14 protein-coding genes are annotated in these 21,971 nt (G+C 67.8%); 7 read left to right on the forward strand and 7 right to left on the reverse strand.

Translation table 11 applies throughout. From position 1 onward, the window contains the following. Positions 1 to 165: 165 nt before the first annotated feature. From KIH78_RS09325 to KIH78_RS09335, 3 genes are all read left to right on the forward strand, one after another. The gene (locus tag KIH78_RS09325) at positions 166 to 1,791 is read left to right on the forward strand and encodes a SpaA isopeptide-forming pilin-related protein (RefSeq protein WP_219132132.1); all 1,626 of its coding nucleotides are present in this window, start codon (positions 166 to 168) and stop codon (positions 1,789 to 1,791) included. A gap of 214 nt (positions 1,792 to 2,005) precedes the next feature. Further along, positions 2,006 to 2,551, forward strand: coding sequence for a hypothetical protein (locus KIH78_RS09330; protein WP_219132133.1), 546 nt, complete (start codon positions 2,006 to 2,008; stop codon positions 2,549 to 2,551). Between the two features lie 219 nt (positions 2,552 to 2,770). Next, entirely contained in the window at positions 2,771 to 4,030 is a 1,260-nt protein-coding gene (locus KIH78_RS09335; RefSeq protein WP_219132134.1) for an ABC transporter substrate-binding protein, read from the forward strand. Positions 4,031 to 4,276: 246 nt separating this feature from the next. Here the strand turns inward: KIH78_RS09335 and KIH78_RS09340 are convergent, their stop codons facing one another. From KIH78_RS09340 to KIH78_RS09360, 5 genes are all read right to left on the reverse strand, one after another. After that, the gene (locus KIH78_RS09340) at positions 4,277 to 5,203 is read right to left on the reverse strand and encodes a DUF4392 domain-containing protein (RefSeq protein ID WP_214314509.1); all 927 of its coding nucleotides are present in this window, start codon (positions 5,201 to 5,203) and stop codon (positions 4,277 to 4,279) included. A gap of 195 nt (positions 5,204 to 5,398) precedes the next feature. Continuing rightward, the gene (locus tag KIH78_RS09345; RefSeq protein WP_236034561.1) at positions 5,399 to 7,213 is read right to left on the reverse strand and encodes an acetyl/propionyl/methylcrotonyl-CoA carboxylase subunit alpha; all 1,815 of its coding nucleotides are present in this window, start codon (positions 7,211 to 7,213) and stop codon (positions 5,399 to 5,401) included. Positions 7,214 to 7,287: 74 nt separating this feature from the next. Beyond that, a complete protein-coding gene (locus KIH78_RS09350) occupies positions 7,288 to 9,519 on the reverse strand; it encodes a 5-oxoprolinase subunit B/C family protein (protein WP_236034555.1) in 2,232 nt (743 codons plus the stop codon). A gap of 121 nt (positions 9,520 to 9,640) precedes the next feature. Then, entirely contained in the window at positions 9,641 to 10,408 is a 768-nt protein-coding gene (locus tag KIH78_RS09355; protein WP_219132135.1) for a LamB/YcsF family protein, read from the reverse strand. 69 nt (positions 10,409 to 10,477) lie between these two features. Beyond that, a complete protein-coding gene (locus KIH78_RS09360) occupies positions 10,478 to 11,374 on the reverse strand; it encodes a putative hydro-lyase (RefSeq protein ID WP_219132136.1) in 897 nt (298 codons plus the stop codon). A 284-nt stretch (positions 11,375 to 11,658) separates the two neighbouring features. On the opposite strand from KIH78_RS09360, the gene KIH78_RS09365 reads away from it, so the two are divergent. The 4 genes from KIH78_RS09365 (at position 11,659) to KIH78_RS09380 (ending at position 17,025) form a co-directional block, all read left to right on the forward strand. Then, the gene (locus KIH78_RS09365) at positions 11,659 to 12,606 is read left to right on the forward strand and encodes an aminodeoxychorismate lyase (protein WP_219132137.1); all 948 of its coding nucleotides are present in this window, start codon (positions 11,659 to 11,661) and stop codon (positions 12,604 to 12,606) included. A gap of 67 nt (positions 12,607 to 12,673) precedes the next feature. After that, entirely contained in the window at positions 12,674 to 13,120 is a 447-nt protein-coding gene (locus tag KIH78_RS09370) for a chorismate mutase (protein ID WP_236034556.1), read from the forward strand. A gap of 55 nt (positions 13,121 to 13,175) precedes the next feature. After that, a complete protein-coding gene (locus KIH78_RS09375) occupies positions 13,176 to 15,314 on the forward strand; it encodes a hypothetical protein (RefSeq protein ID WP_219132138.1) in 2,139 nt (712 codons plus the stop codon). Positions 15,315 to 15,567: 253 nt separating this feature from the next. After that, a complete protein-coding gene (locus tag KIH78_RS09380) occupies positions 15,568 to 17,025 on the forward strand; it encodes a sugar porter family MFS transporter (protein ID WP_338024139.1) in 1,458 nt (485 codons plus the stop codon). A 433-nt stretch (positions 17,026 to 17,458) separates the two neighbouring features. Here KIH78_RS09380 and valS read toward each other — a convergent pair whose 3' ends face one another. Together valS and KIH78_RS09390 are read right to left on the reverse strand one after the other, a co-directional pair. Beyond that, positions 17,459 to 20,239, reverse strand: a complete 2,781-nt coding sequence (valS, locus tag KIH78_RS09385; protein ID WP_219132139.1) for a valine--tRNA ligase — start codon at positions 20,237 to 20,239, stop codon at positions 17,459 to 17,461. Between the two features lie 176 nt (positions 20,240 to 20,415). Then, positions 20,416 to 21,971, reverse strand: a 1,556-nt coding sequence (locus KIH78_RS09390) for an ABC transporter substrate-binding protein (protein WP_219132140.1), incomplete at its 5' end; no start/stop codon positions are given.

Below are 21,971 nucleotides of genomic sequence, written 5' to 3' on the forward strand. Positions count from 1 at the left end.
GCGGGAATATCGGGTGCCACACCCCTTGAATATAAGGGAATGCCCACTACGTAGGGGTGTTGTACCCACACAATCCCATATGGCGAGTAATGTTCCATTGTGGATGTGCCCCCTTCGATGTCGGGGGGAGTGCAGGATTCTCATCATAAGGAGTAGAGGGTTTTCATGACGATAAAGCAGTTGTTCGCAGGCGTCGCCGCGGCGGCGACCCTGCTGGGTGGTCTCGCGTTGGGCGCGGCCACCGCGAATGCGGCGGAGGCGTCGGCCGATGCGTTGGCTGCGTCCGATGGCGTGATCACGTTGTCCGGCGAGGGCGTCAACGCGCGTTCGTTCAAGGCGGTGCGTGTCGGTTCGTACGTGTCCGCTTCGCTTTCCGACAAGCAGGCGAATCTGGTCGATTCGGTCGAGGTCGGGACCGATGCGTCCGCGAAGGACGTGCTGGAGATCGCGTTGAACGAGGTCGACAAGGACGCGTACGCGGCGAGCGTGTATGGCAAGGCCGGCAACCCGGCCGGCTACGTGGCCGCGAACATGAATGACTCGAATGCCGAGCCGTGGGATGGCACGCTGCGCAAGTTCGTGACCAGGCTCGCCGCGGATGGTGCGTTCAAGACGCTCGTGGAACAGTCCACGCTGACGGCGACGGGCAAGGACGGCACGGCGGAGTTCACCGGTCTGCCTGAGGGTCTGTACGTGGTGGTGGATGCCACCGAGGGTCAGTCCGGTGACGCGAACTACGGCCCGTCGATTCCGATGGTCGTGGCGACCGCGGTCGCCGGCCGGAGCTTGCTCGGTTTGAAGGGCCAGAAGCTGGGCGAGGTGGATGTGAAGAACCAGCCGAACCAGGCGCCGACGAAGACCGTCACGGGTGACACCAAGGGCACAGTGAATGTGGGCGATCAGCTCACGTACACGGTGAAGGGTGAGATCCCGAGCACCGTGGGCCATGACAAATTCAGCTACCAGTTCAAGGACTACCCGGGCAAGGGCCTGACCGTCGAGGACATCTCCACCAACGTGAAGGTGTACGTGGCTGGCAAGGACGGCACGTACCCGGCCGACCCGCTGTCCGCCGACGAGGTGGAGACCGGTTCCTGGAACGACGTGGACCGCGTCGTGGGCTCCGACGACGGGTCCAGGTACTTCACCGTGACCGTCAGTGACGTGTCCGCGTACTCCAACCGCAAGATCAAGATGGTGTACACGGCCACGGTCAACCAGGACGCGGTGGACACGGTGTCCAACAAGGCGACCGTGAGCCCGAACGGTCAGGGCGAGTCGAAGCCCGGCGAGAAGACGTTGAAGACGTACGGGTTCACGTTCACCAAGACCGATGCGGACGGCAACAACCTCAAGGGCGCCGAGTTCACCATCACGAACGAAGCCGGGAAGTACGTCTCGCAGCAGGAGCGTGGCGGCCTGTCCGATGACGCGGAGTATTGGAACGCCGACTCGACCAACGGCGTGTTCACGGTCACGGGCCTGAAGGCCGGTACGTACACCGTCGAGGAGACCAAGACCCCTGAAGGCTTCATGACCGCGGTCAAGGCGAAGTTCACCGTCACCATCGACAAGGACGGCAACGTCTCCTATCAGGAGAATGGGATGTTCGGTCTGGTGTCCGGCGACGTGTCCGCCATCAAGGTCAAGAACGTGAAGAACGTGACCGAGCTGCCGAAGACCGGCGCCGCGGGCATCGCCCTGTTCGTCGTGCTCGCCGGCCTGCTCGCCGGCGCGGCGGCCACCGTGTTCGCCAAGAGCCGCAGCACCAAGCGCGCGCTGGAGATCTGACCGGTACGTCGCACCTGCACACACCACCAACCCGGCGCGGAGCGGTATCCGGACCGCCGGGCGTGTGACCGCGCGGGTGACGGGACCGTCCCGCCGCCCGCGCACCTCGGCCGGCGTCCCCTCATCGAAGGGCGACGCCGGCCGTCGCAGCATCCTCCACGGCCGCGCCACGGGCGCGGCCGCATCGCATGTCAACCCACCAAGGAGACGTCCAATGACGACGCATCACAGGGGAGACCGCTTCTCACCGGAGGAAGTAGCCTATCTCAACACCCTCGCCGCCGTGCACTTCGCCGACGAGGAACGCATCCGCTACACCGACGAGTTCAAAATCGAAAGCCTCAGAAGCTACTTCAACGGTGAATCGCCCGTCCAGATCTTCCGCAAAGCCGGACTTGACTCCGCGCTCATCGGTAACAAGCGCGTCGAACGCTGCTTCGCACGCTGGAAGGCGAACGAACGGCTCGTCCAGGAAGCCAGGCATCCCGGAAGCACCCCGCCCCACCATGCCAAGCAGAAAAGCGACGTCCCGCACGACGAGGAACGACATACGGTGTCGCTGTTCGACATCTTCGACAAGACCTCCGATATCGGCATCGACCCGGAGCGGCTGATCCTCTCCTCCGACAAACGCATCGACCTGCGCGACCTCATCATCTACCAGCAGGCGATGCACATCAGCGACCTGCAGAATTCCGTGGACCGCATGCAGGAGGAGCTCGAAGACCTGCGCAATCTGAAGAAACAGCTGGGCCTGTGATCCTTCCATGAGCGACGGCAAGCCGGGGAAATGTCCAAGAACATTTCCCCGGCTTTTCGCCATTCATGGGGCGGTTACACGAACACAACGCGGCGGAATCACCCGCCGCGTACCGTCGACCTCAAGATTCGGGCGGAACAACAGCGCGGATCGCAACATCACTGCCGGACGCCGGCATACGGCATGGCATCCGGAACATAAGAGAGGAAAGTGATGACGATGAGGAAGACAAACGCAAGCAAGGCGATGGCCATCACCGCGATCGTGGCGGCCGCATCCATGGCGCTCGCCGGATGCGGATCGGCGGGCGACGGCTCGAACTCCGGCTCCGGCAAGCAGGACACGTTCGTGGCCGCCGGCATGTTCCCAGAGACCGGCTCCATGGCGTACATCGGACCATCCAACGTGGCCGCCCTGAAGCAGGCCGCCGACGACATCAACGCGGCCGGCGGCGTGCTCGGCAAGGACATCACCACCACCACGGCCGACACCTCCGACGCGGACCACGCCGACCAGAACACCGCGGCCGCGCAGAGCGTGCTCTCCAAGAAGCCGTCCGTGGTGGTGGGTCCGCCGTCCAGCTCCGTGGTGAAGAACACGTACAAGCAGGTCACCGAATCCGGCGTGCCGATGATCTCCGAAGGCGCCACATCCACCTCGCTCAGCGGCATCAGCGACAAGTTCTTCCGCACCATCGCCCCGGACACCGTCCAAGGCGCCGTGCTCGGCCAGGTCATCGCCCAGGAGGGCGTGAAGAACCTCGCCATCGCCGTGTTCAACGACGAGTACGGCACCCACCTGCGCGACGTCGTCGTCAAGACCGTCGAAGCGGCCGGCGTGAACGTCGTCTACGGCGAGAAGGACACCTTCGATCCGACCGAAACGAACTTCTCATCCATCGCCACCGCCGTCAAGGCCTCCAACCCGGACGCCACGCTCGTCATCGCGTTCGACCAGACCACCGCGCTCGTCAAGGCGCTGAAGACCGCCGGCGTCGACACCCACAAGCTGTTCATGTCCGACGGCAACACCGTGGACCACTCCGCCGACTTCGACGCCGGCCTGCTCGAAGGCACCATCGGCACCATCCCGGGCGCTCACCCCACCGACGACTACCAGGCGAAGCTCAAGAAGATCGACCCCAAGGTCACCGACTTCACCTACGCCAACGAGACCTATGACGCGGTGGTGCTCGCCGCGCTCGCGGCCCAGAAGGGCGGCAGCGCCGACGGTGAGACCGTCGCCAAGAACCTGCCCGCCGTGTCCGGCAAGAACGGCGGCACCAAGTGCAAGTCGTACAAGGAATGCCTGACGGCGCTCAAGGCCGGCAAGGACATCCAGTACCAGGGTCTGGCGGGCATCGGCGCGTTCAACGACGCGAACGACCCCTCCACCGCCGCCATCGGCATCTACAAGTTCGATGCGGACAACAAGCCGGTGTTCGATCACTCCCAGGAGGGCTCCGTGCCCAAGGCGTGATGCATCGGAACCCGCGGAATCCGCGATCTGCATACGAAGGAGCCTTCGCCGGTGGCGGAGGCTCCTTTAATAGGTTCTTTTGGGCTTCAATTGGTAACCATGCCGGTCGACGAGACGGCGGCCGAATGCGGAATCGGCTTGATTCCGGGAATCCTCATTCGGCCTGCTCCGACGTTGCCCGCGATGGTTGCCAACTGAAGCATGTGATGACCAACTGAATGGGCCGGCCGGTCCGGTGCCGTGCCCTCACCGCGCCAGCGCGGTGAGGGCGTCGATCTCGGCGAAGTAGCGGTCCGGTTCGAGCCCGTCCACCGTGGCCACATTGGTCATATGCACGCCGTCGAGCCCGCCGTGCGCCACGATGACGTCCAATGTGCGACGATGCCATGCGGAATCGAGGTACGGTTCGATGCGCGGCTGGCCCATGGCGCGCATGGCGCAGGCCAGCGCGTGCGCGCCCCAGTTCGACGTGCCGGAGACGATGAGCTCGTCCGTGGCCACACGGCAGGCGATGTCCTCGCCGTGATCCACGACGCCCGCGATGGCGTATTCGGCCACGCGGCCCATGCCGATCTCGTTGCCGCCGTCGCCCACGCCGATGGTGTGCAGGTCCAGCTGCTTGAGCCGGCTCAGCGGTGCCGTCCATTCGCTGATGTCGATGCCGCGCATGTTGTGTGGGTTGCCGTCCGCACCGGGGCCCACGCGTTCGATGTAGATGAGCGTGTCGATGTCGTTCGCGCGGGCCAGATCGATGACGCCGTTCATCCAGCCGTCGAAGCGTTCATGCACCGGGGCGACGAGCACGTGGTCGTCCGGCAGCAGCCCCTTGGCGCTGGGCTGGATGACCGGCGCGCAGCATTCGTCCGTGACGAGCCAGGCGTCGCCGCCGATGGCGCGCAGAGCCATGCACACCTCCAGCGCGCCGAGCGGGCCGTCGGTCTCGGCGGCCGGATGTTCGGCCTTCGGGATGAAGAACCCGGTGACGACAAGCGCGCGGCCGGGTCGGCCGGTGACGAGTTGCCGTGCGGCCCGGAACAGGTCGCCGCGCGAGTAGGTCATCAGCGTCTCCGAACCGCGGCCCACATCCCGTGAGGCCAGACGCGCGATGCGCGCGATGCGTGGGTAGAAGCGCCAGCTTGCCAGATTGGCGAGCGATGAGGTATTGGCGTCCATGAGTGGCTCCCTTCTGTGAAACATGACGTGGAACATGCGTGAGGCATATGTGAAACGTCATGTGAAACAACTTCGTATGGTGTGGAACATTCCGTGAAACAGCGGGCGGGGCGTGGGGTGTGGGGCGTTCCGTGGAACACCGCGTGAAACGGCCGGCGGTGGTGTGGAACACCGCGTGAAACAGGGGTGGAGCGACTAGGGCTCGACCACGCCCAACACGTCGTCGAACCGCACCGCATCGCCCGGAGCCGCCGACCGCCGGACCGTACCGGCGATCGGTGCCGTCACCTCCGTCTCCATCTTCATCGCCTCGACCACCACCACCGGATCGCCGGCCGCGACGGCCGCGCCGTCGTCCACCAGCCAACGCACCACGGTGCCGGTGATCGTCGAGGCGATCGCGCCGGCCGGACGTGCCGCTTCGTCGGCCGCGCCCGCGCCTGCACCGCCGGCGGAATCACCCGCCGCCCCCGGCAGGCCCGTCGATGCACCCAACGTGCCGTTTGCGGCGGACGCTAACACGGCGCCCAACGTGCCCGGCAGTCCCAGGCGCATCCTTCGGCCGTCCAATTCGATCCATGCCTGCACCGGCTCGGGCACCCCGGCGCGCGCGCCGGGCGCGCCCGAAGCGAGCGATGCCGCATCGGTGCGCGGCAGCAGCACCTCCTCGATCCACCGCGTGTACACGCGGAACGAATCCGGGCCGTCCGGCGCGGCGAAATCCGGGTCGGACAGCACCGTCTCGTCGAACGCCTTCACCGTGGGCACGCCGCGCACCTCCAACTCGGCTAGAGCGCGGGCGGCGCGGCGCAGGCACGCCTCACGCGTCGGCGCCCACACCACCAGCTTCGCCAGCATCGAATCGAACCGGTCGGACACAATCGACCCCGCCTCGACGCCCGTATCGAAGCGGACGCCCGGACCGGACGGCGCGCGCAGCGACTCCACCACGCCCGGGAACGGCACGAACCCGCGCGACGGATCCTCCGCGTTGATGCGGAATTCGACGGCGTGGCCGCGCGGCGGCACCGCCCGCGCCACCACATCGGCGGCGGACGCGCCCTCCGCCACCGCGAACTGAGCCTCCACCAGATCCACGCCCGTCGTCATCTCCGTGACCGGATGCTCCACCTGGATGCGCGTGTTCACCTCCATGAACGACATCGTGCCGTCCGGATCCACCAGGAACTCCACCGTGCCCGCGCCGGCGTAGCGGGCGCGCTCGCAGATCGCGACCGCCGCCCGTTCGAGCCGCTCACGCGTCTCCGGCGCGAGGAACGGCGCCGGCGCCTCCTCGATGAGCTTCTGGTTGCGGCGCTGCAGCGAGCAGTCGCGCGTGCCCACCGCCACCACATGCCCGGACAGGTCGCCCAGCACCTGCACCTCCACGTGGCGCGGTCGCGCTAGGAACCGTTCGATGAAGCAGTCGCCGTTGCCGAACGCCACCTCGGCCTCATGCGTGGCCGAAAGGAACGCCTCGCGCACGTCCTTGAGCTCGTGCACCACTTTCAGGCCGCGCCCGCCGCCGCCGTACACCGCCTTGATGGCCAATGGCAGGCCGTGCTCGCGGGCGAAGTCGACCACCTCCTGTGGATCGCGCACGGGAGCGGTGGTGCCGGGCGCCATCGGCGCGCCCACCTCGGCGGCGATGCGCCGCGCCTCCACCTTGCTGCCGAGCAGCCGGATGGTCTCCGGGCTCGGGCCGATCCACGCGAGCCCCGCGTCGATGACCGCCTGGGCGAACTCCGCGTTCTCCGAAAGGAACCCGTAGCCGGGATGCACGGCGTCCGCGTGCGCCTTGCGCGCCGCCCCGACGATCGCGTCGATGTTCAGGTACGTGTCCTTCGCATCGGCGCCGCCCAGCGCGTACGCCTCGTCGGCGAGATGCACGAACAGGGCGTCCGCATCCGGATCGGCGTACACGGCGATGGCCGTGCGGCCCGTGTCATGGCAGGCGTGGATGATGCGCGCCGCGATCTCGCCGCGGTTGGCGACGAGGATGCGGTGCAGGCGACGGTTCGGGTGACGGGTGGGTTGCGGGGTGTTCGATTGTTCCGATGGTGTGGTGGGCTGCGGCTGTGGCATCATGACGTCCTTTCGTGCGTGGTGGCGGAGGCTCTGGAAACGGCGGGGGTTGCGTTTGCGGTTGCGTTTGCGGAGACGGCGGCGGTTGCGGCGGAATCGGTCGCGGTTGCGGCGGAATCGCCGGCCGCATCGGCGGCGACGCCGTCGGCGTCGTGTCGCGCGACGGTGAAATGGACGCGCGCGCCGGGCGGCAGTTGGCCTGCCGTGACGAGGGCCTCGCGCGTGAGCACCGCGATGACCGGATACCCGCCGGTGACCGGCTGGTCGCGCAGGAAGATGAGCGGCAGTCCGTTGCCCGGCACCTCGATGCTGCCGGGAACCGTCGCCTCGCTTTTGAGTTCGGCGTGCGGGTCGCGGCGTGCGATGAGCGGGGACGTCGAGCGCGGCTCCGACTCCGGCCCGCGCGGCGCGTGTGTCGCCCCTGACGCTGCGTGCGACGCCGCGGGGAAGGTGCGCGAGGCGGCAGGCGCGTCCGTCGCGGCGAGGCGCAGTCCCACACGGTTCGACTGCGCGGTGACCGTCCACGTGACGCCGAGGAACGCGGCGACGCCGGCTTCGGTGAACCAGTCGTCGCGCGGACCGAGCGTCACCGCGAGTTCGGTGACCTCGCCCGGCTTCGGCAGGTCGTCCGGCCACGGCCGGGGGAGACCGACGCCGGCGCCCGGTCGTGCGGCCGGACGCACGGGCAGCAGGTCGCTGCGCTTCAGCGGCGCGGGACCGATGCCGCTCATCGTGTCCGTCGATGCCGAGCCGAGGATCGTGGCGACGTCGAAGCCGCCACGCACCGCCAGATAGTCGCGTAAGCCGGCGGCGGGGGCGCCGACGGCGAGCGTCTCGCCTTCGCGCAGCAGCACCGCTTCCTGCCGGGTCACGGCGAACGTGCGGGCGGGAACGGCCGTGCGGATGCGGGCGGTGGACGCGTGCGATGCGTCGGCGTCGGGTGACGTGCCGGCGTCGGGGACGGCCGGTGCGTCGGGCGCGTCGGACGCGGTGATGGTGACGGATGCAGGCGCGCCGGCCACCGCGACCACGACGTCGCCGTGCGCGGTGAACGAGACGCCACCGGCCGTCAGCTCGAGAGCGGGCGTGCCCGCGGGATTGCCGACCAGCTCGTTCGCCAGACGGAAGGCGCGCGGGTCGGCCGCACCGGAGCCGGTGACGCCCATCTGCGGCGCGTGACGGCCGTCGTCCTCGAACACACTCAGCACGCCCGGGTTCACGACCTCCAAGAACGGAGTGCCCGGTTCGGCGGGCGCCGGAGATGTGGGGGCCGGTGCGGAAGACACGGCATCGGACGCCGGGGATGCCGCGACGTGAGCGGCGGATGAGAGCTGGCCGACGGTGCCGGTGACCGGCTCGCGGGTCACGCCGTCGGCGCTCCGCACGTCGCCCTCGTCGGCGTGGGCGCTCGCCGTGGCGCGGACCGGTGTGAACCGGACGGTGTCGCCCGGCGCAAGCAATGCAGGCGGGTCGGCCGCCGTATCCCACAGCGGCGTGGACGTGACGCCGATGAGCTGCCACCCGCCCGAACTGGACCGCGGATACACGCCGGAGAACGTGCCGGCCAACCCCACCGACCCGGCGGGAACGGCCAAACGGGGCGATTTCCGTCGGGGCACGTCGAACAGCGGGTCGCCGCCGGTGAGATAGTCGAAGCCCGGCGCGAAGCCGCCGAACGCCACCGTCCACGGATGCCCCGCATGCCGTGCGACCACCTGCTCGGCGGAGACGCCGAGCAGCGAGGCCACGTCGTCGAGGTCCTCGCCCTCGTAGACCACCGGAATCTCCACGGTGCGGGACCGTGCGGTCCGCACGCCGCGGGTGTCCAAGCGGCGTATCGTTTCGCACAAGCGTGTGCGGAAATCGTACGAGCGCGAGTCCGATGTGTACAAGCGATGCCTGGACTCGTACAAGCGGTCGTACTCCACATACACCGTGCGTGCCGCCGGCAGCAGCTGCGTGACGCAACGCAGCACGGCGGCGTCGGCGGCCGCGGCGCCGGATTCCTCGGTTCCGCAGGCGCCGTCATGGCTCGCCGCACTCGTTCGGGTGTCCTCGGAGCCTAGCGAGACGTCCACTGCCGAGCCCGGGCCGCCCGCATCCTCCGGCAGCCGCCCGCGTTCGCGCGCCCTGGCGCACGCGGCATCGAGCGCCGTGTACAGGCGCAGCGCCTCCGCCAATCCAGCGCATTCGACGATCATCGCCGATTCGCCGCAGGGGAGGAAACGCATACGCATCCCGCCGCCTCCGACGGACGTGGCCGCTTTTCCGGATGCTCCCGCTTTTCCGGATGCTCGCGCCGTCCCGGCCATCGCCCCTTTCGTCGCCGACGTCATCGTGCGCCTCCGTCGCTCACACGCCGACGAACGGGCGGACCGCGACGCCCTCGGCGGTAAGACGCCCGCGCACCGCCTTCGCCAGGGCCACGGCCGCCGGCGAATCGCCGTGAACGCACACCGAATCGGCGTGGATCGGCACTGTCGTGCCGTCGACGGCCTCCACCGTTCCCTCGAGCACCATGCGGGCCACACGCGCGGCCACTGCATCCGGATCGGCGATCACCGCGCCGGGCAAGCGGCGCGAGACCAACGTGCCCTCCGGCGTGTACGCCCTGTCCGCGAACGCCTCATGGAACACGCGCAGACCGGCGGCCTCGGCCAGACGGCCCACCGCCGAACCCGGCAGCGTCAGCACGCCGAGCGAGGCGTCGATGGCCGCGATGGCGTCCACCACGGCCTTGGCTTGTGTCTCGTCGGCCACGATGCGGTTGTACAGCGCGCCATGCGGCTTCACATAGCCCACCCTCGTGCCGGCCGCGCGGGCCATGCCCTCCAGCGCGGCCAGCTGATACATCACGTCGGCGGTGAGCTCAGCGGGCGCGACGTCCACGTAGCGGCGCCCGAAGCCCGCCAGATCGCGGTAGGCGACATGCGCGCCCACCGCCACGCCGTTCGCCGCCGCGTTCGTCAGCGTGCGGCGCATCACGGACGGGTCGCCGGCATGGAATCCGCACGCGATGTTCGCGCTGGAAACCACGTCGAGCAGCGCGGCGTCGTCGCCGAGCGTCCAACGACCGAAGCTTTCGCCCATGTCGCTGTTGAGATCGATGGAGATGGTCATGAGTCAGTCCTTTGCCCTTGTGCGGTGCCTCTGTACGGTGTGCGCTTGTGTGGTGTCCGTCGCGTGCGTTCACACCATGTAGTCGAGGTCGCGCTTCGAGGTGATGAGCATGTGCCCGGGCGCGTGCGTGATGGCGAACGGCGGCTTTGACGCCATCACCGCTGCCTGCGGGGTCACGCCGCACGCCCAGAACACGGGGACGTCGCCCGGCTCGAGGATCGGCGCATCGCCGTAATCCGGATGTGCCAGGTCCGTCACGCCGATCGCGGCCGGATCGCCCACACACACGGGCGCGCCGTGCACGGACGGGTAGTAGCCGGAAATGCGCACCGCGTCGGACACCTGCGTGGCCGGAATGCCGCGCATCGAGACGACCATGGTCGAATGGAACGCGCCCGCCGGACGGCACGCGACGGACGTGTCGTACATCGGCACGTTGCGTCCGGCGGTGATGTGCCGCACCGGCACGCCCGCCTCCATGAGCGGGAACTCGAACGTGAAGCTGCATCCGATGACGAACGTGACCAGATCGTCACGCCAGTATCCGGTGATGTCCGGCGTTTCCGCCACGAGCTCGCCGCGCTCCCACACGCGGTAGAGCGGCACGTCGGTGCGGATGTCCGCGCCCGGGCAGGTGGCCGGCTCGGTCACGCCGGGCTCCATCACCTCGAGCAGCGGGCAGGGCTTGGGGTTGCGCTGCGCGAACAGGAGGAAGTCGAACGCGAGATCCTTCGGCAGGATCATGAGGTTCGCCTGCGCGTAGCCCTTCGCGATGCCGCAGGTGGGCCGCACGAGCCCCTCGCGGAACGCGAGCCGCGCCTCCTCGGGCGAGGAGGCGTCCGTGAGCGCGGACGCCGCGGCCTCCCGCCGTACGTCGGCGTCGCCCAGCGCGGCGTCGTCCGCCGTGTCTGCCGTGCCCGCCGAGTCCGCCTCCCGCAGTGATGGCGATGCTTCGATTCCTGTCATATCGTCCCCCTTCGTGTTCCGGCATGTTCCGACGCATACGGCATGTTCCGGCCGTGCCGTACGGCACGTGCGCCGAGCAGCGGCACGTCCCCGCCGCATCACCTGCACGATACGGCCGCGTCCGTTACGGGACGGGCACGGTTTGTGACGGTTTCATTTCGGCCGTGCAACGGTGCGCCGCCCCGGCGAAACATACGCCGGATAGGTTGGGCGCGGACAGTACAGGACCGGGAAACCGGTCGTTTGACGTCGGGCGCGAACGCCGGACGGGAAGGGGAATTCCGATGAGCTCCATCGTGTTGGGAATGGGCAACGGCAAGGCGATGTTCGGCGACGAGAAGGTGAGCGACGCCGATCTCATCACGCTGGTGGATCCGGCCGGACTCAACATCAACGCCTTCGACCTGAGCGTGCTGCGCGGCGACGGCATCTTCGAGGCCACCACCGTATGGAAGGGATACCCGGTCTCCCTGGAGAACCACCTTCGCCGCCTGGCCCAATCCGCCGCCATGGTGGACCTGCCCAAGCCGAACTTCGCGGCGCTCACGCGCGGCGTGGAACGCGTCATCGAAGCATACGACGACCCGGAACCCGGCCCGCTGCTGCGCATCATCGTCTCCCGCGGCCTCGACCCGGACACCGGCGTGGGCAAGGCCTCCGACCGCACGCCCACCGTCTTCATCTTCCTCGACGCGAAAGGCACCCTGCACGAGGTCGATCCGATCAGCATGGCCTCGATGACGCGCGGCTACCCCTCCGACATCACCGAACGTGCGCCCTGGCTGCTCAACGGCGCGAAGACGCTCAGCTACGCGTTCAACTGCGCCGTGCACCGCGAATGCGCGCGCCGCGGCGTGGGCGACGCCGTCCTCTACACGGAGGACGGATACACGATGGAATGTCCGAACTCCTCCATCGTGGCCCGGTACGGCGATACGTTCGTCACGCCCGACCCGTCCATCGGCATCCTCAACGGCACCTCCCAGCGCGAACTGTTCGCCTGGGCCCGTCAGGAGGGCAAGAGCATCGAATACCGCAAGCTGCCCATCGCGGAGCTGCGCGAGGCCGACCGTCTGTACATGACGCACGGCGGCTGGATCATCCCCGTCAACGAGATCGACGGCCGCGCCCTCGACTACAGCGCCGACGAGATCGCCGCCGTCAACGACGCGATCCACACCGGCCGCACCCACGACGACGCCCTCACCATCGGCCCGGACTACCGCTACTGAACGTACCGAATGCGCTGGTGCTGGTGCCCCGCGTATGGACCGTGCAACGTGGAGTAAGGTGGCACGTATGACAGAAACGACGAGCACGACCCCCTCCGAAGACGGCGGCGACTGGCTGAGCGCCACCGTCACCCGCAACCCCGGCGAGAACGCCACCGTCATCGACTCCGAACAGGCGGCCAAGGACCCCGAGACCGCCCTCACCGTGGCGAAGATCAAGTCGCTGCGCCAGTCCATCGACAACGTGGACACGGCCATCGTCTCCCTGCTCGCCGAACGGTTCAAATACACGTCCCAGGTGGGCGTGCTCAAGGCGCGCGCCGGTTTCGCGCCCGCCGACTACAAGCGCGAGGACTACCAGATCGAACGCCTGCATCGCATCGCCGTGGCCGCGGGCCTCGACCCGGACATCGCCGAGATGTACCGCGAATTCGTCGTCACCGAAGCGAAGAAGCGCCACCAGCGCATCGCCGACGCGGGCGGCGATCCGGGCGTGCTGGACGTGTTCGCCTGACATGCGGTCCCCCCATTCCCATGGCCGTCACGGCGGTCATGCGCATGGGCGCGCCTTGGCGTGCGCATGCGCGCTCGTCGTGGCGTCGTCGCTCGCCCTGGGCGGCGCGGCCGGCACGGAGGCGGTGCGGACGCACGTCGACGCTCCCGCCGTCGCCGGGCATGACGTGTTCACCGTGACCGACGGGTCCGGCACGCCCGGTGACCTGTATTTCGCCGCGTCCGGATCGGTCGATTCATCCGATTCGTCCGGTTCGTCCGATGGGTCCGGCTCCTCCGTCGCGTCCGCCGTGACGCGCGTGCCGGCCGGCGAACGGACGCTGCCGATCGGCGTGCGCGTCGACTATTCGTTGGACGGGCCGAACGTGAGCCGTGAGACAGTGACCGGCGCGAACGGCCTCGTCGGCGTGCACGTCACGCTCGACGCGGACGCCGCGGCGACGCTGGAACGGCTCGTCGACGATACGGACGCCGACGACGTGACCCCCGCGGCGCAGTCGCAGCGCATGCTCGTCGTCTTCACCATCCCCACCAGCGTGACCGACGACGTGCAGGTCGGCGACGACGCCGTCGCCCTCACGCAAGGCTCGAACATCATGGTCGCCGCCGTGCTGCGTGTGGGGGAGCGGCTCGACTGCTACATGACCGCCAAGAAGTTCACGATGGGACAGATGACCGTCGTCTCCGCGGCCGACGCGTCCGCGCTCGCCGCCACCGCACAGGCCCTGGGGCAGGGGTCGGTCGCGGTGAAGGACCTCGACGGGTCCGCCGCCGGCGGCGGCTCGAACGACGCCAACCAGCGGCTCATCGATCAGCTCACCTCCCTGCGTGACTTGGAGCGAGGGCTCGCCCAAAGCGCCATCGCCGAACAGCAGGCCGCCTACGACAAGGCGTTCCACGCCTACATGGCCGCGTACGTCGGCTCGTACACGAACCACTTGTCCGGTTCCATCGGCTCGTCCACGCAGCTGACCGCGCTCATGGGCACGGCCGGCGAGCTGAGCGGCGACACCCCGCTCGCCGCCGCCGTGCTCGACGAGGCGAACGCCACCGACGCGCTCGCCTCCGCCCACCAGCACGCGGGCGCCGCCGACGCCATCGAACAGGTGATCCGCATCGTGCGCGCGCAGGGCGTGGACGGGCTCGCGGACACGCTCACCCGCCGCGCCGGCGAAGAGGAGACCGAGGGCGCGAAGGCGTACTCCGCCGGGCAGAGCCAGCTTTCCCAGGCGATGATCCCGTATTCGATGGCGTACACGGACGTGTACACGAAGCATTTGAGCGCGTTGACCGGCGGTGCGTCCGCTGGCGCCTCCGCCTATCGGGATCAGGCGATCGCAGCCACGGACAAGGAGTTCGCGACGAGCGCCGATCTGGCGGACGACACCGCGAAGGTGAACGCCGCGATGGACGCGCTGGCCGCCGCGCGCGAACATACGGGCGCCGCGAGCGCGTATCGGCAGATTGTGCTGCGGTTCGCGGGGGAGCTGTCCGGTGCGGGAGAGCTGTCCGGCGTGGGGGAGCTGTCCGGCGTGGGTGGGGCTTCCGTCGCGTCCGGCACCGCGTCCGATTCTATAGGAACGGGCGTTGCGGGGTCCGGTGGGGCTTCTGGTTCGTCCGATTCTATAGGAACGGGCGTTGCGGGGTCCGGTGGGGCTTCTGGCTCGTCCGATTCTATAGGATTGAGCGCGGCTGCGGACGATTCGCTGGCTGCCCGGGCGGAACGCGCGCGGTTGAAGCGCGTGGCGGCGGCCGAGCGCAAGGCGGCCAAGGCGTCGGACGGCGACGTGACCACCACCGTCATCGACGAGAACGCCGGCACGACGTCGAGCGGCGACGTGATGAAGTTCGCCGGCGGCATTCCCGGCGTCGGCTCGTCGGGTGGCTCGTCGAAGAACGCGTCGAAGGGCAAGTCGGGCGGCACGTCGCAATCGGACGGCTCGGACGGCGCGGAAGGCAAGACGTCGTCCGCGACGGCGAACCGTCCCTCGCCGTATCTCGGCATGGCCGGCCTGAGCTCCGGTCCGCTGCTCTCCATCGACACCACCGGACTCATCAACGACACCGCGACGCTCGGCGACGCCGGTGCGCTCGTCGCGCAGGCGCTGGGTGAACGGGACGTGCAGGCGCTTCTGCCGAAGGACGGCGCCGCGCAGGTGGACGCGAGGTTCCTCATCGTCGAACCGGGACTGTAGCCGACCGCTGGTAGCGTTCACATTTACGCAGCACAGTAAAACCGTTGTAAATATTGGGGTAATCGTTTACTGAAAATCGCGTTTCATGGTGTGTCGCACGGGAATCGCGTCGTATCGTTGAATGCAACGAAACGTGCGGCCGCGGCAGTGAAGACGGACGCACCGACCTCTCGGAACCATCCAACCCCAGGCCCGGCGTCTCCCGGACGGAACCGCCGACGGCATGGACGGCATGCAGGAAAGGCAGTCAGCGATGACGGAATCGCAATCGCATAACGGCACGACGGTCACGGACACCATCGGCGACATCACCAAGGCGGCGGAGCAGGAGGTCTCGCGCGGATTCTCCACGCGATGGCCGCTGAACAGCACGTTCATCTTCACGTTCGGCGCGCTCGGCGGCATGCTGTTCGGCTTCGACACGGGCATCATCTCCGGCGCCTCGCCGCTCATCGAATCCGACTTCGGCCTGAGCGTCTCCCAGACCGGCTTCATCACCTCGTCCGTGCTCATCGGCTCATGCGTGGGCGCGCTGTCGATCGGCGCGCTGTCCGACCGGTTCGGACGCAAGAAGCTGCTCATCGTCTCCGCGATCCTCTTCCTGCTCGGCTCCGGCCTGTGCGCCACCTCGACCGGCTTCCTGATGATGGTCGCCGCGCGCATCATCCTCGGCCTCGCCGTCGGCGCCGCGTCCGCCCTGACCCCGGCCTACCTCGCCGAACTTGCGCCGAAGGAACGCCGCGGATCGCTCTCCACGCTCTTCCAGCTGATGATCACGTTCGGCATCCTGCTCGCCTACGCCTCCAACCTCGGCTTCCTGCACCACAACCTGCTGGGCGTGCGCGACTGGCGCTGGATGCTCGGCTCGGCGCTCGTGCCCGCCGCGCTGCTGCTCATCGGCGGCATTATGCTGCCGGAATCGCCGCGCTACCTCGTCAACAAGGGCGACATCCGCAACGCGTTCAAAGTCCTGACCCTCATTCGCAAGGACGTCGACCAGGCGCAGGTTCAGCTCGAACTCGACGAGATCAAGGAAGTCGCCGCGCAGGACACCAAGGGCGGCGTGCGCGAGCTGTTCCGCATCGCGCGCCCGGCGCTGCTTGCCGCCGTCGGCATCATGCTCTTCCAGCAGCTCGTCGGCATCAACTCGGTGATCTACTTCCTGCCGCAGGTGTTCATCAAGGGCTTCGGATTCCCCGAAGGCGACGCGATCTGGGTGTCCGTCGGCATCGGTGTGGTCAACTTCGTCTCCACGATCATCGCCACGCTCATCATGGACAAGTTCCCGCGCAAGAAGCTGCTCATCTTCGGCTCCGTGGTGATGACCGTCTCCCTCGCCATCCTCGCCGTGATGAACTTCGTGGGCGACGTCGCCGCGCTCGCCGTGCCGACGATGATCCTCATCGCGTTCTACATTCTCGGCTTCGCCATCTCCTGGGGCCCGATCGCGTGGGTGCTCATCGGCGAGATCTTCCCGCTGTCCGTGCGCGGCATCGGCTCCTCGTTCGGCTCCGCCGCGAACTGGCTGGGCAACTTCATCGTCTCCCAGTTCTTCCTCATGCTGCTCGACGCGTTCGGCAACAATGTGGGCGGTCCGTTCGCGATCTTCGGCGTGTTCGCGCTGCTGTCGATCCCGTTCGTGATGCGCTTCGTGCCCGAGACCAAGGGCAAGTCCCTCGAGGAGATCGAGGAGGAGATGACCCGCCGCTGAGTGGCGGTGGTTGGTGCCGGTTGGCCGTTGCGGCCGATTGTCGCGGTGTGAGACGGTGCGTCGCGGGTTTCGGCCGCTGGGATTGCGTTGGCGGCCGATTGTCGCGGTGGCGGGGTGTTATCGCGGGTTTCGGCCGCTGGGATTGCGTCAGCGGCTGATTGCCGCGGTGGAAGGTAGTTCGCCGCGATTATCGGCCGCCGAATCGCCTCGAATATACGATGGAGGGCTCTGAACCCCTAGCGCATAAGGATTCAGAGCCCTCCATCGTGTTTCTAAGCAGCCGGCGGCAAACCCCCAAGCCGCCCGCTACTTGTCCGCTACTTACGGACTACTTGCGAGGCTTCTTCACCGGCTGAGCCGTCAAGCGGACAGTCCGGTGGACCGTCCACAGGCGAAGTGAGTGGCTGGCCGCGAAGGCCGCCTGTTAAGAAGCCTACTTACGAGGCTTCTTAACAGGCGGCTCGCCCAGCTCGCTGTCCTGGACGATGATTTCGGCGGCGGCTTCGGTCTCGGCCTTGGCTTCCTTGGCGGCCTCGCGGGCGGCTTCCACCGTCTCCTTGGCGGCGCGGACGGCGGCAGCCGCGGCGGCGAAGTGGATCTTGCCCACCACGCGGCCGGCCTCGGCGATGTCGTCCAGCGCACCGGCCAGCGATTCGCGCACGTCGTCGGCCACGCCCAGCGTGACGGACAGAATCGGCGTCTTCATCGAGACCTTCGCCTTGGACTTGATGCCGCGCAGCGCGGCCAGCGCCTCGCCGGCGTGGGTGAGCAGCTCCGGGGCGACCTTGAACGCGGCGGCCTCGTACACGTCCGGGGTTGGCCAAGCGGCGCGATGCACCGAACCGGAGCCGGCGTGCATCCAGCTCCACACCTCTTCGGTGGCGTACGGCAGGTACGGCGCGAGCAGGCGGGTGAACGCGTCAAGGCCGAGGCCCAGCGCGGTGCGCGCGGAACGAACCGCGGCCTCGCTCGGCACGTGGCCGGTGGCGTCGGCAGTGCCGTACGCGCGGTTCTTCACCAGTTCGATGTAGTCGTCGCAGAACTGCCAGAAGTAGTTCTCGATGGCCTCGAGCGCCTTGGAGTGCTCGTAGTGGTCGAGCGCGGCGGTGGCCTCGCGCACGACGAGCGCCATCTTGGCCATGGCGGCGCGGTCGAGCGGCTCGGTCACGTCGGCCGGGTTCCACGTCACCTCGGCGGCTTCGCTCACGTGGTGGTTCTCGTCCTCGCGGCCGATCGCCAGCGCGAACTTGGTGGCGTTGAGCAGCTTGATGGCGAGACGGCGGCCGATCTTCATCTGGCCTTCGTCGTAGGTGGCGTCGAGGCCGAGTCGCGCGGCCGCGGCCCAGTAGCGCACCGCGTCGGCGCCGAACTGCTTGATCGGCTTGTCCGGCACGACGACGTTGCCCTTGGACTTCGACATCTTCTTGTGGTCCGGATCGAGGATCCAGCCGGAGAGCGTGGTGTGCTTCCACGGCAGGCACTTGTTCTCGAGGTGCGCGCGGTCCACGGAGCTGAACAGCCAGGTACGGATGATGTCCTGGCCCTGCGGGCGCAGGTCCATCGGGAACGTGGCCTTGAACAGGGCCTTGGACGCCTCGTCCGGCTCCTCCCAGTGGGTCACGATCTGCGGGGTGAGCGAGGAGGTCGCCCACGTGTCCATGATGTCCTTCTCGGCGGTGAAGCCGCCGGGCACGTCGCGCTGATCCTCGGTGTAGCCGGCCGGCACGTCGCTGGTCGGGTCGATCGGCAGGATGTCCTCGCTTGGCGTGATCGGGTGGTCGTAGTCCACCGAGCCGTCTTCGAGCACCGGGTACCACAGCGGGAACGGCACGCCGAAGAAGCGCTGGCGGGAGATGAGCCAGTCGCCGTTGAGGCCGTGCACCCAGTTCTCGTAGCGCACGCGCATGAAGTCGGGGTGGAAGTTCAGCTCGCGGCCGCGCTCGATGAGTTCGGCGTTGAGCTTCTGGTCGGTGCCGCCGTTCTTGAGGTACCACTGGCGGGAGGTGACGATTTCGAGCGGCTTGTCGCCCTTCTCGTAGAAGTTCGTCATACGCTTCGTCGGGGTGGGCTCGCCGTCCAGGTCGCCGGATTCGCGCAGGTGGTCGACGATGATCTTGCGGGCGGAGAACGTGGTCTTGCCTTCGGTCTCCTCGAAGATGGCCTTGCCGCCTTCGTCGGTGATCCAGTCCGGCACGTTCATGATGATGCGGCCGTTGCGCTGGATGATCGGTCGGGTCGGCAGGTTGAGGTCGCGCCACCATTCGACGTCGGTCACGTCGCCGAAGGTGCAGCACATGGCGATGCCGGCGCCCTTGTCCATCTCGGCCGCCGGGTGGGCCAGGATCGGCACCTTCACCTTGAACAGCGGGGAGTAGACGGTCTGGCCGAAGTACTTCCTGTAGCGTTCGTCGTCCGGGTGCGCGATGAGTGCGCCGCAGGCGGCCAGAAGCTCCGGACGGGTGGTCTCGATGTAGATCGGGGTGCCGTCCTCGAAGCGGAACGCGACCTTGTGGTAGAAGCCCGGGTATTCGCGGGATTCGAGCTCGGCCTGGGCCACGGCGGTCTGGAACGTCACGTCCCACAGGCCCGGCGCGTCCTTCTGGTAGGCCTCGCCGCGCGCGAGATTGCGCAGGAACGCCTTCTGGGCCACGCGGCGCGGGTGCTCGCCGATGGTGTGGTAGGTCTGCGACCAGTCGATGGACAGGCCCAGTTCGCGCCACAGCGCCTCGAACAGCTTCTCATCCTCGGCGGTGAGCTTCTCGCACAGTTCGATGAAGTTCTGGCGGGAGCAGGGGACCTGGTCCTTCGCGTCGACCTTCTTGCCTTCGGTGCCTTCGAACGGCGGCTTGAAGTCCGGATCGTACTTGAGGGAGGTGTCGACGCGCACGCCGTAGTAGTTCTGCACGCGGCGTTCGGTGGGCAGACCGTTGTCGTCCCAGCCCATCGGGTAGAACACGTCGAAGCCCTGCATGCGCTTGAAGCGGGCGATGACGTCGGTGTGCGTGTAGGAGAACACGTGACCGACGTGCAGGTGGCCGGAGACGGTGGGCGGCGGGGTGTCGATGGAGTACACGGCCTTGCGGTCGCGGGTGTCGTTGAACTTGTACGTGCCCTGTTCGTCCCAGACGGCGCGCCACTTGTCTTCGAGACCGTCGACGCCCACGCGGTCGGGCAGCGCGGTCAGGTTCGCGGTGATGGATTTGGCTTCAGTCATACACGCGAGTTTATGCACGAATGGTGACAATGCGCGGCGTTCCGCCCCTCACGCACGATACGGCGGGCGCGTGGGGCTGTCGGAGCCGAGGCGTCCGCGATCGGACGCCGCAATCGGACGGTCGTGCATCGGACGAAAGCGCGACGGCCGCTGCAATCGGACGAAAGCGCGCGACGTCACCGCTTGACGACGTCGGCGAGCGGCAGCAGGTCGTCCGTCATCGACGTGGGGTAGCCGGACGTCTTCGTGGACGCGGCGACTGCCGTGCGCTTCGCGTACAGCCAGTCGCTGCCGGCGTCCTCGCTCACCGTGCGCGCGAACGTCTTGAGACCCGCCTCGTAGTCCTTGGCGTTGGTGGCCTTGACGGCCGTCTGGTACTGCTGCTGCGCGTCGCCGTTCGTGTAGTGGGAGGTGGTGTTCGCGTCGGCGAAGTCCGCGGTGCCGTCCGTGCCGTCCAACGTGGCGAGCATGAGGTTGAACGTGCGGGCGTCCACGCGCTGCTTGATCTGGTCGGCGTCCAACGTCTCCACGTTCACCTTGAGTCCGGCGGACGTGAGCTGGTCGGCGATGCCCTGCGCGAGCGGCTGCATCTCGGCCGTGGTGATGAACTGGAACGTGCCGAGGTAGCGGGAGGAGAAGTAGGTGAGCATCTGCTGCGCCTTCGTCTTGTCGTACGCGTTCACGGACGTGAGGTCCTCGTAGCCGGGTTCGAGCGGTCCGATGGGTCCGCCGAGCAGTTGCGCCACGTCGGCGCGGCCCTGCGTGAGCGCCTGCTTGTCGATGAGCATGGTGACGGCCTGGCGCACGCGCGGGATGGACAGGATCGATTCGGTGTCGTTGTTGTACAGGAGCACCATCTTGCGGGTGCTGGTCCCGTCCTTGACCGTGAACGAGGGGTCGTCCTTGAGTTTGTCCGCGTTGGCCGGGTCGCTGGGGATGGCCACGTCGATGCCGCCGTATTCGGCGGCCTTGACGAGCGCGCCGTCGTCGGCGAAGTATTTGAGCTTGACGACGTTGGTCTTCGCGTCGCCGTCCTTGCGCGCCTGGAACGTGAGGACGCCGTCCTGGAATCCGGCCACGGTGAACGGTCCGGAGCCCACCGCCTCCTTGGCGTAGTTGATCTTCGCCTCGCTGTCGTACACGATGCCGAGATGTCCGGCGAGGGTGCGCGGCAGGGTGGCGTCCGGCTCCTTCAGGGCGATCTTCACGGTGGTGGGGTTCGGGTTGGTCACCGATTCGAGCGCGGCGAGTTTGGTGTCCGCGTCCGGCCAGTTGCCTTGGACGGCCTGCTGGAGCGACCAGACCACGTCGGACGAGTCGAGCGTGTGTCCGTTGGAGAACGTCCGTCCGTTGTTCAGGGTGAGGGTGAGGGTCTTGCCGTCCTGTGACGTTTTCCACGATGAGGCGACGCCGGCGGTGAGTTGGTTCTTCGCGTCGCGTGAGATGAGCGTCTCGTACACGTTGCCGACGAGCGCGCGGGTGGCGGCGCCGTCCGTCGACGTGCGGACGTCCAGCGATTCCGGTGCCCCGACGAGCCCGACGGTGACGGCCGAGTCCGATTTCACCGTGCCTTCGCCCGGCAGGGCGATGACGTGCCGTTGCATGAGCGACCATCCGGTCCAGACGAGCGCGCCCAACGCCGCCGCCACCACGATGAAGATCAGCCAACTGACCAGGCCCTGCCTGCTATCCCTATGCATGCCCTCCAGTCTACCGAGGGCGGGTGGGGAGG

The organism is Bifidobacterium saguinibicoloris (assembly GCF_019331725.1).
GTDB lineage: Bacteria > Actinomycetota > Actinomycetes > Actinomycetales > Bifidobacteriaceae > Bifidobacterium > Bifidobacterium saguinibicoloris.

What these genes read in the sequence shown, in the direction of transcription:
- KIH78_RS09325 (WP_219132132.1), top strand. Translation starts at nt 166, where the DNA reads ATGACGATAAAGCAGTTGTTCGCAGGCGTCGCCGCGGCGGCGACCCTG.
- KIH78_RS09330 (WP_219132133.1), top strand. Translation starts at nt 2,006, where the DNA reads ATGACGACGCATCACAGGGGAGACCGCTTCTCACCGGAGGAAGTAGCC.
- KIH78_RS09335 (WP_219132134.1), top strand. Translation starts at nt 2,771, where the DNA reads ATGAGGAAGACAAACGCAAGCAAGGCGATGGCCATCACCGCGATCGTG.
- KIH78_RS09340 (WP_214314509.1), bottom strand. Translation starts at nt 5,203, where the DNA reads ATGGACGCCAATACCTCATCGCTCGCCAATCTGGCAAGCTGGCGCTTC.
- KIH78_RS09350 (WP_236034555.1), bottom strand. Translation starts at nt 9,519, where the DNA reads ATGCGTTTCCTCCCCTGCGGCGAATCGGCGATGATCGTCGAATGCGCT.
- KIH78_RS09355 (WP_219132135.1), bottom strand. Translation starts at nt 10,408, where the DNA reads ATGACCATCTCCATCGATCTCAACAGCGACATGGGCGAAAGCTTCGGT.
- KIH78_RS09360 (WP_219132136.1), bottom strand. Translation starts at nt 11,374, where the DNA reads ATGACAGGAATCGAAGCATCGCCATCACTGCGGGAGGCGGACTCGGCG.
- KIH78_RS09365 (WP_219132137.1), top strand. Translation starts at nt 11,659, where the DNA reads ATGAGCTCCATCGTGTTGGGAATGGGCAACGGCAAGGCGATGTTCGGC.
- KIH78_RS09370 (WP_236034556.1), top strand. Translation starts at nt 12,674, where the DNA reads ATGACAGAAACGACGAGCACGACCCCCTCCGAAGACGGCGGCGACTGG.
- KIH78_RS09380 (WP_338024139.1), top strand. Translation starts at nt 15,568, where the DNA reads ATGACGGAATCGCAATCGCATAACGGCACGACGGTCACGGACACCATC.
- valS (WP_219132139.1), bottom strand. Translation starts at nt 20,239, where the DNA reads ATGACTGAAGCCAAATCCATCACCGCGAACCTGACCGCGCTGCCCGAC.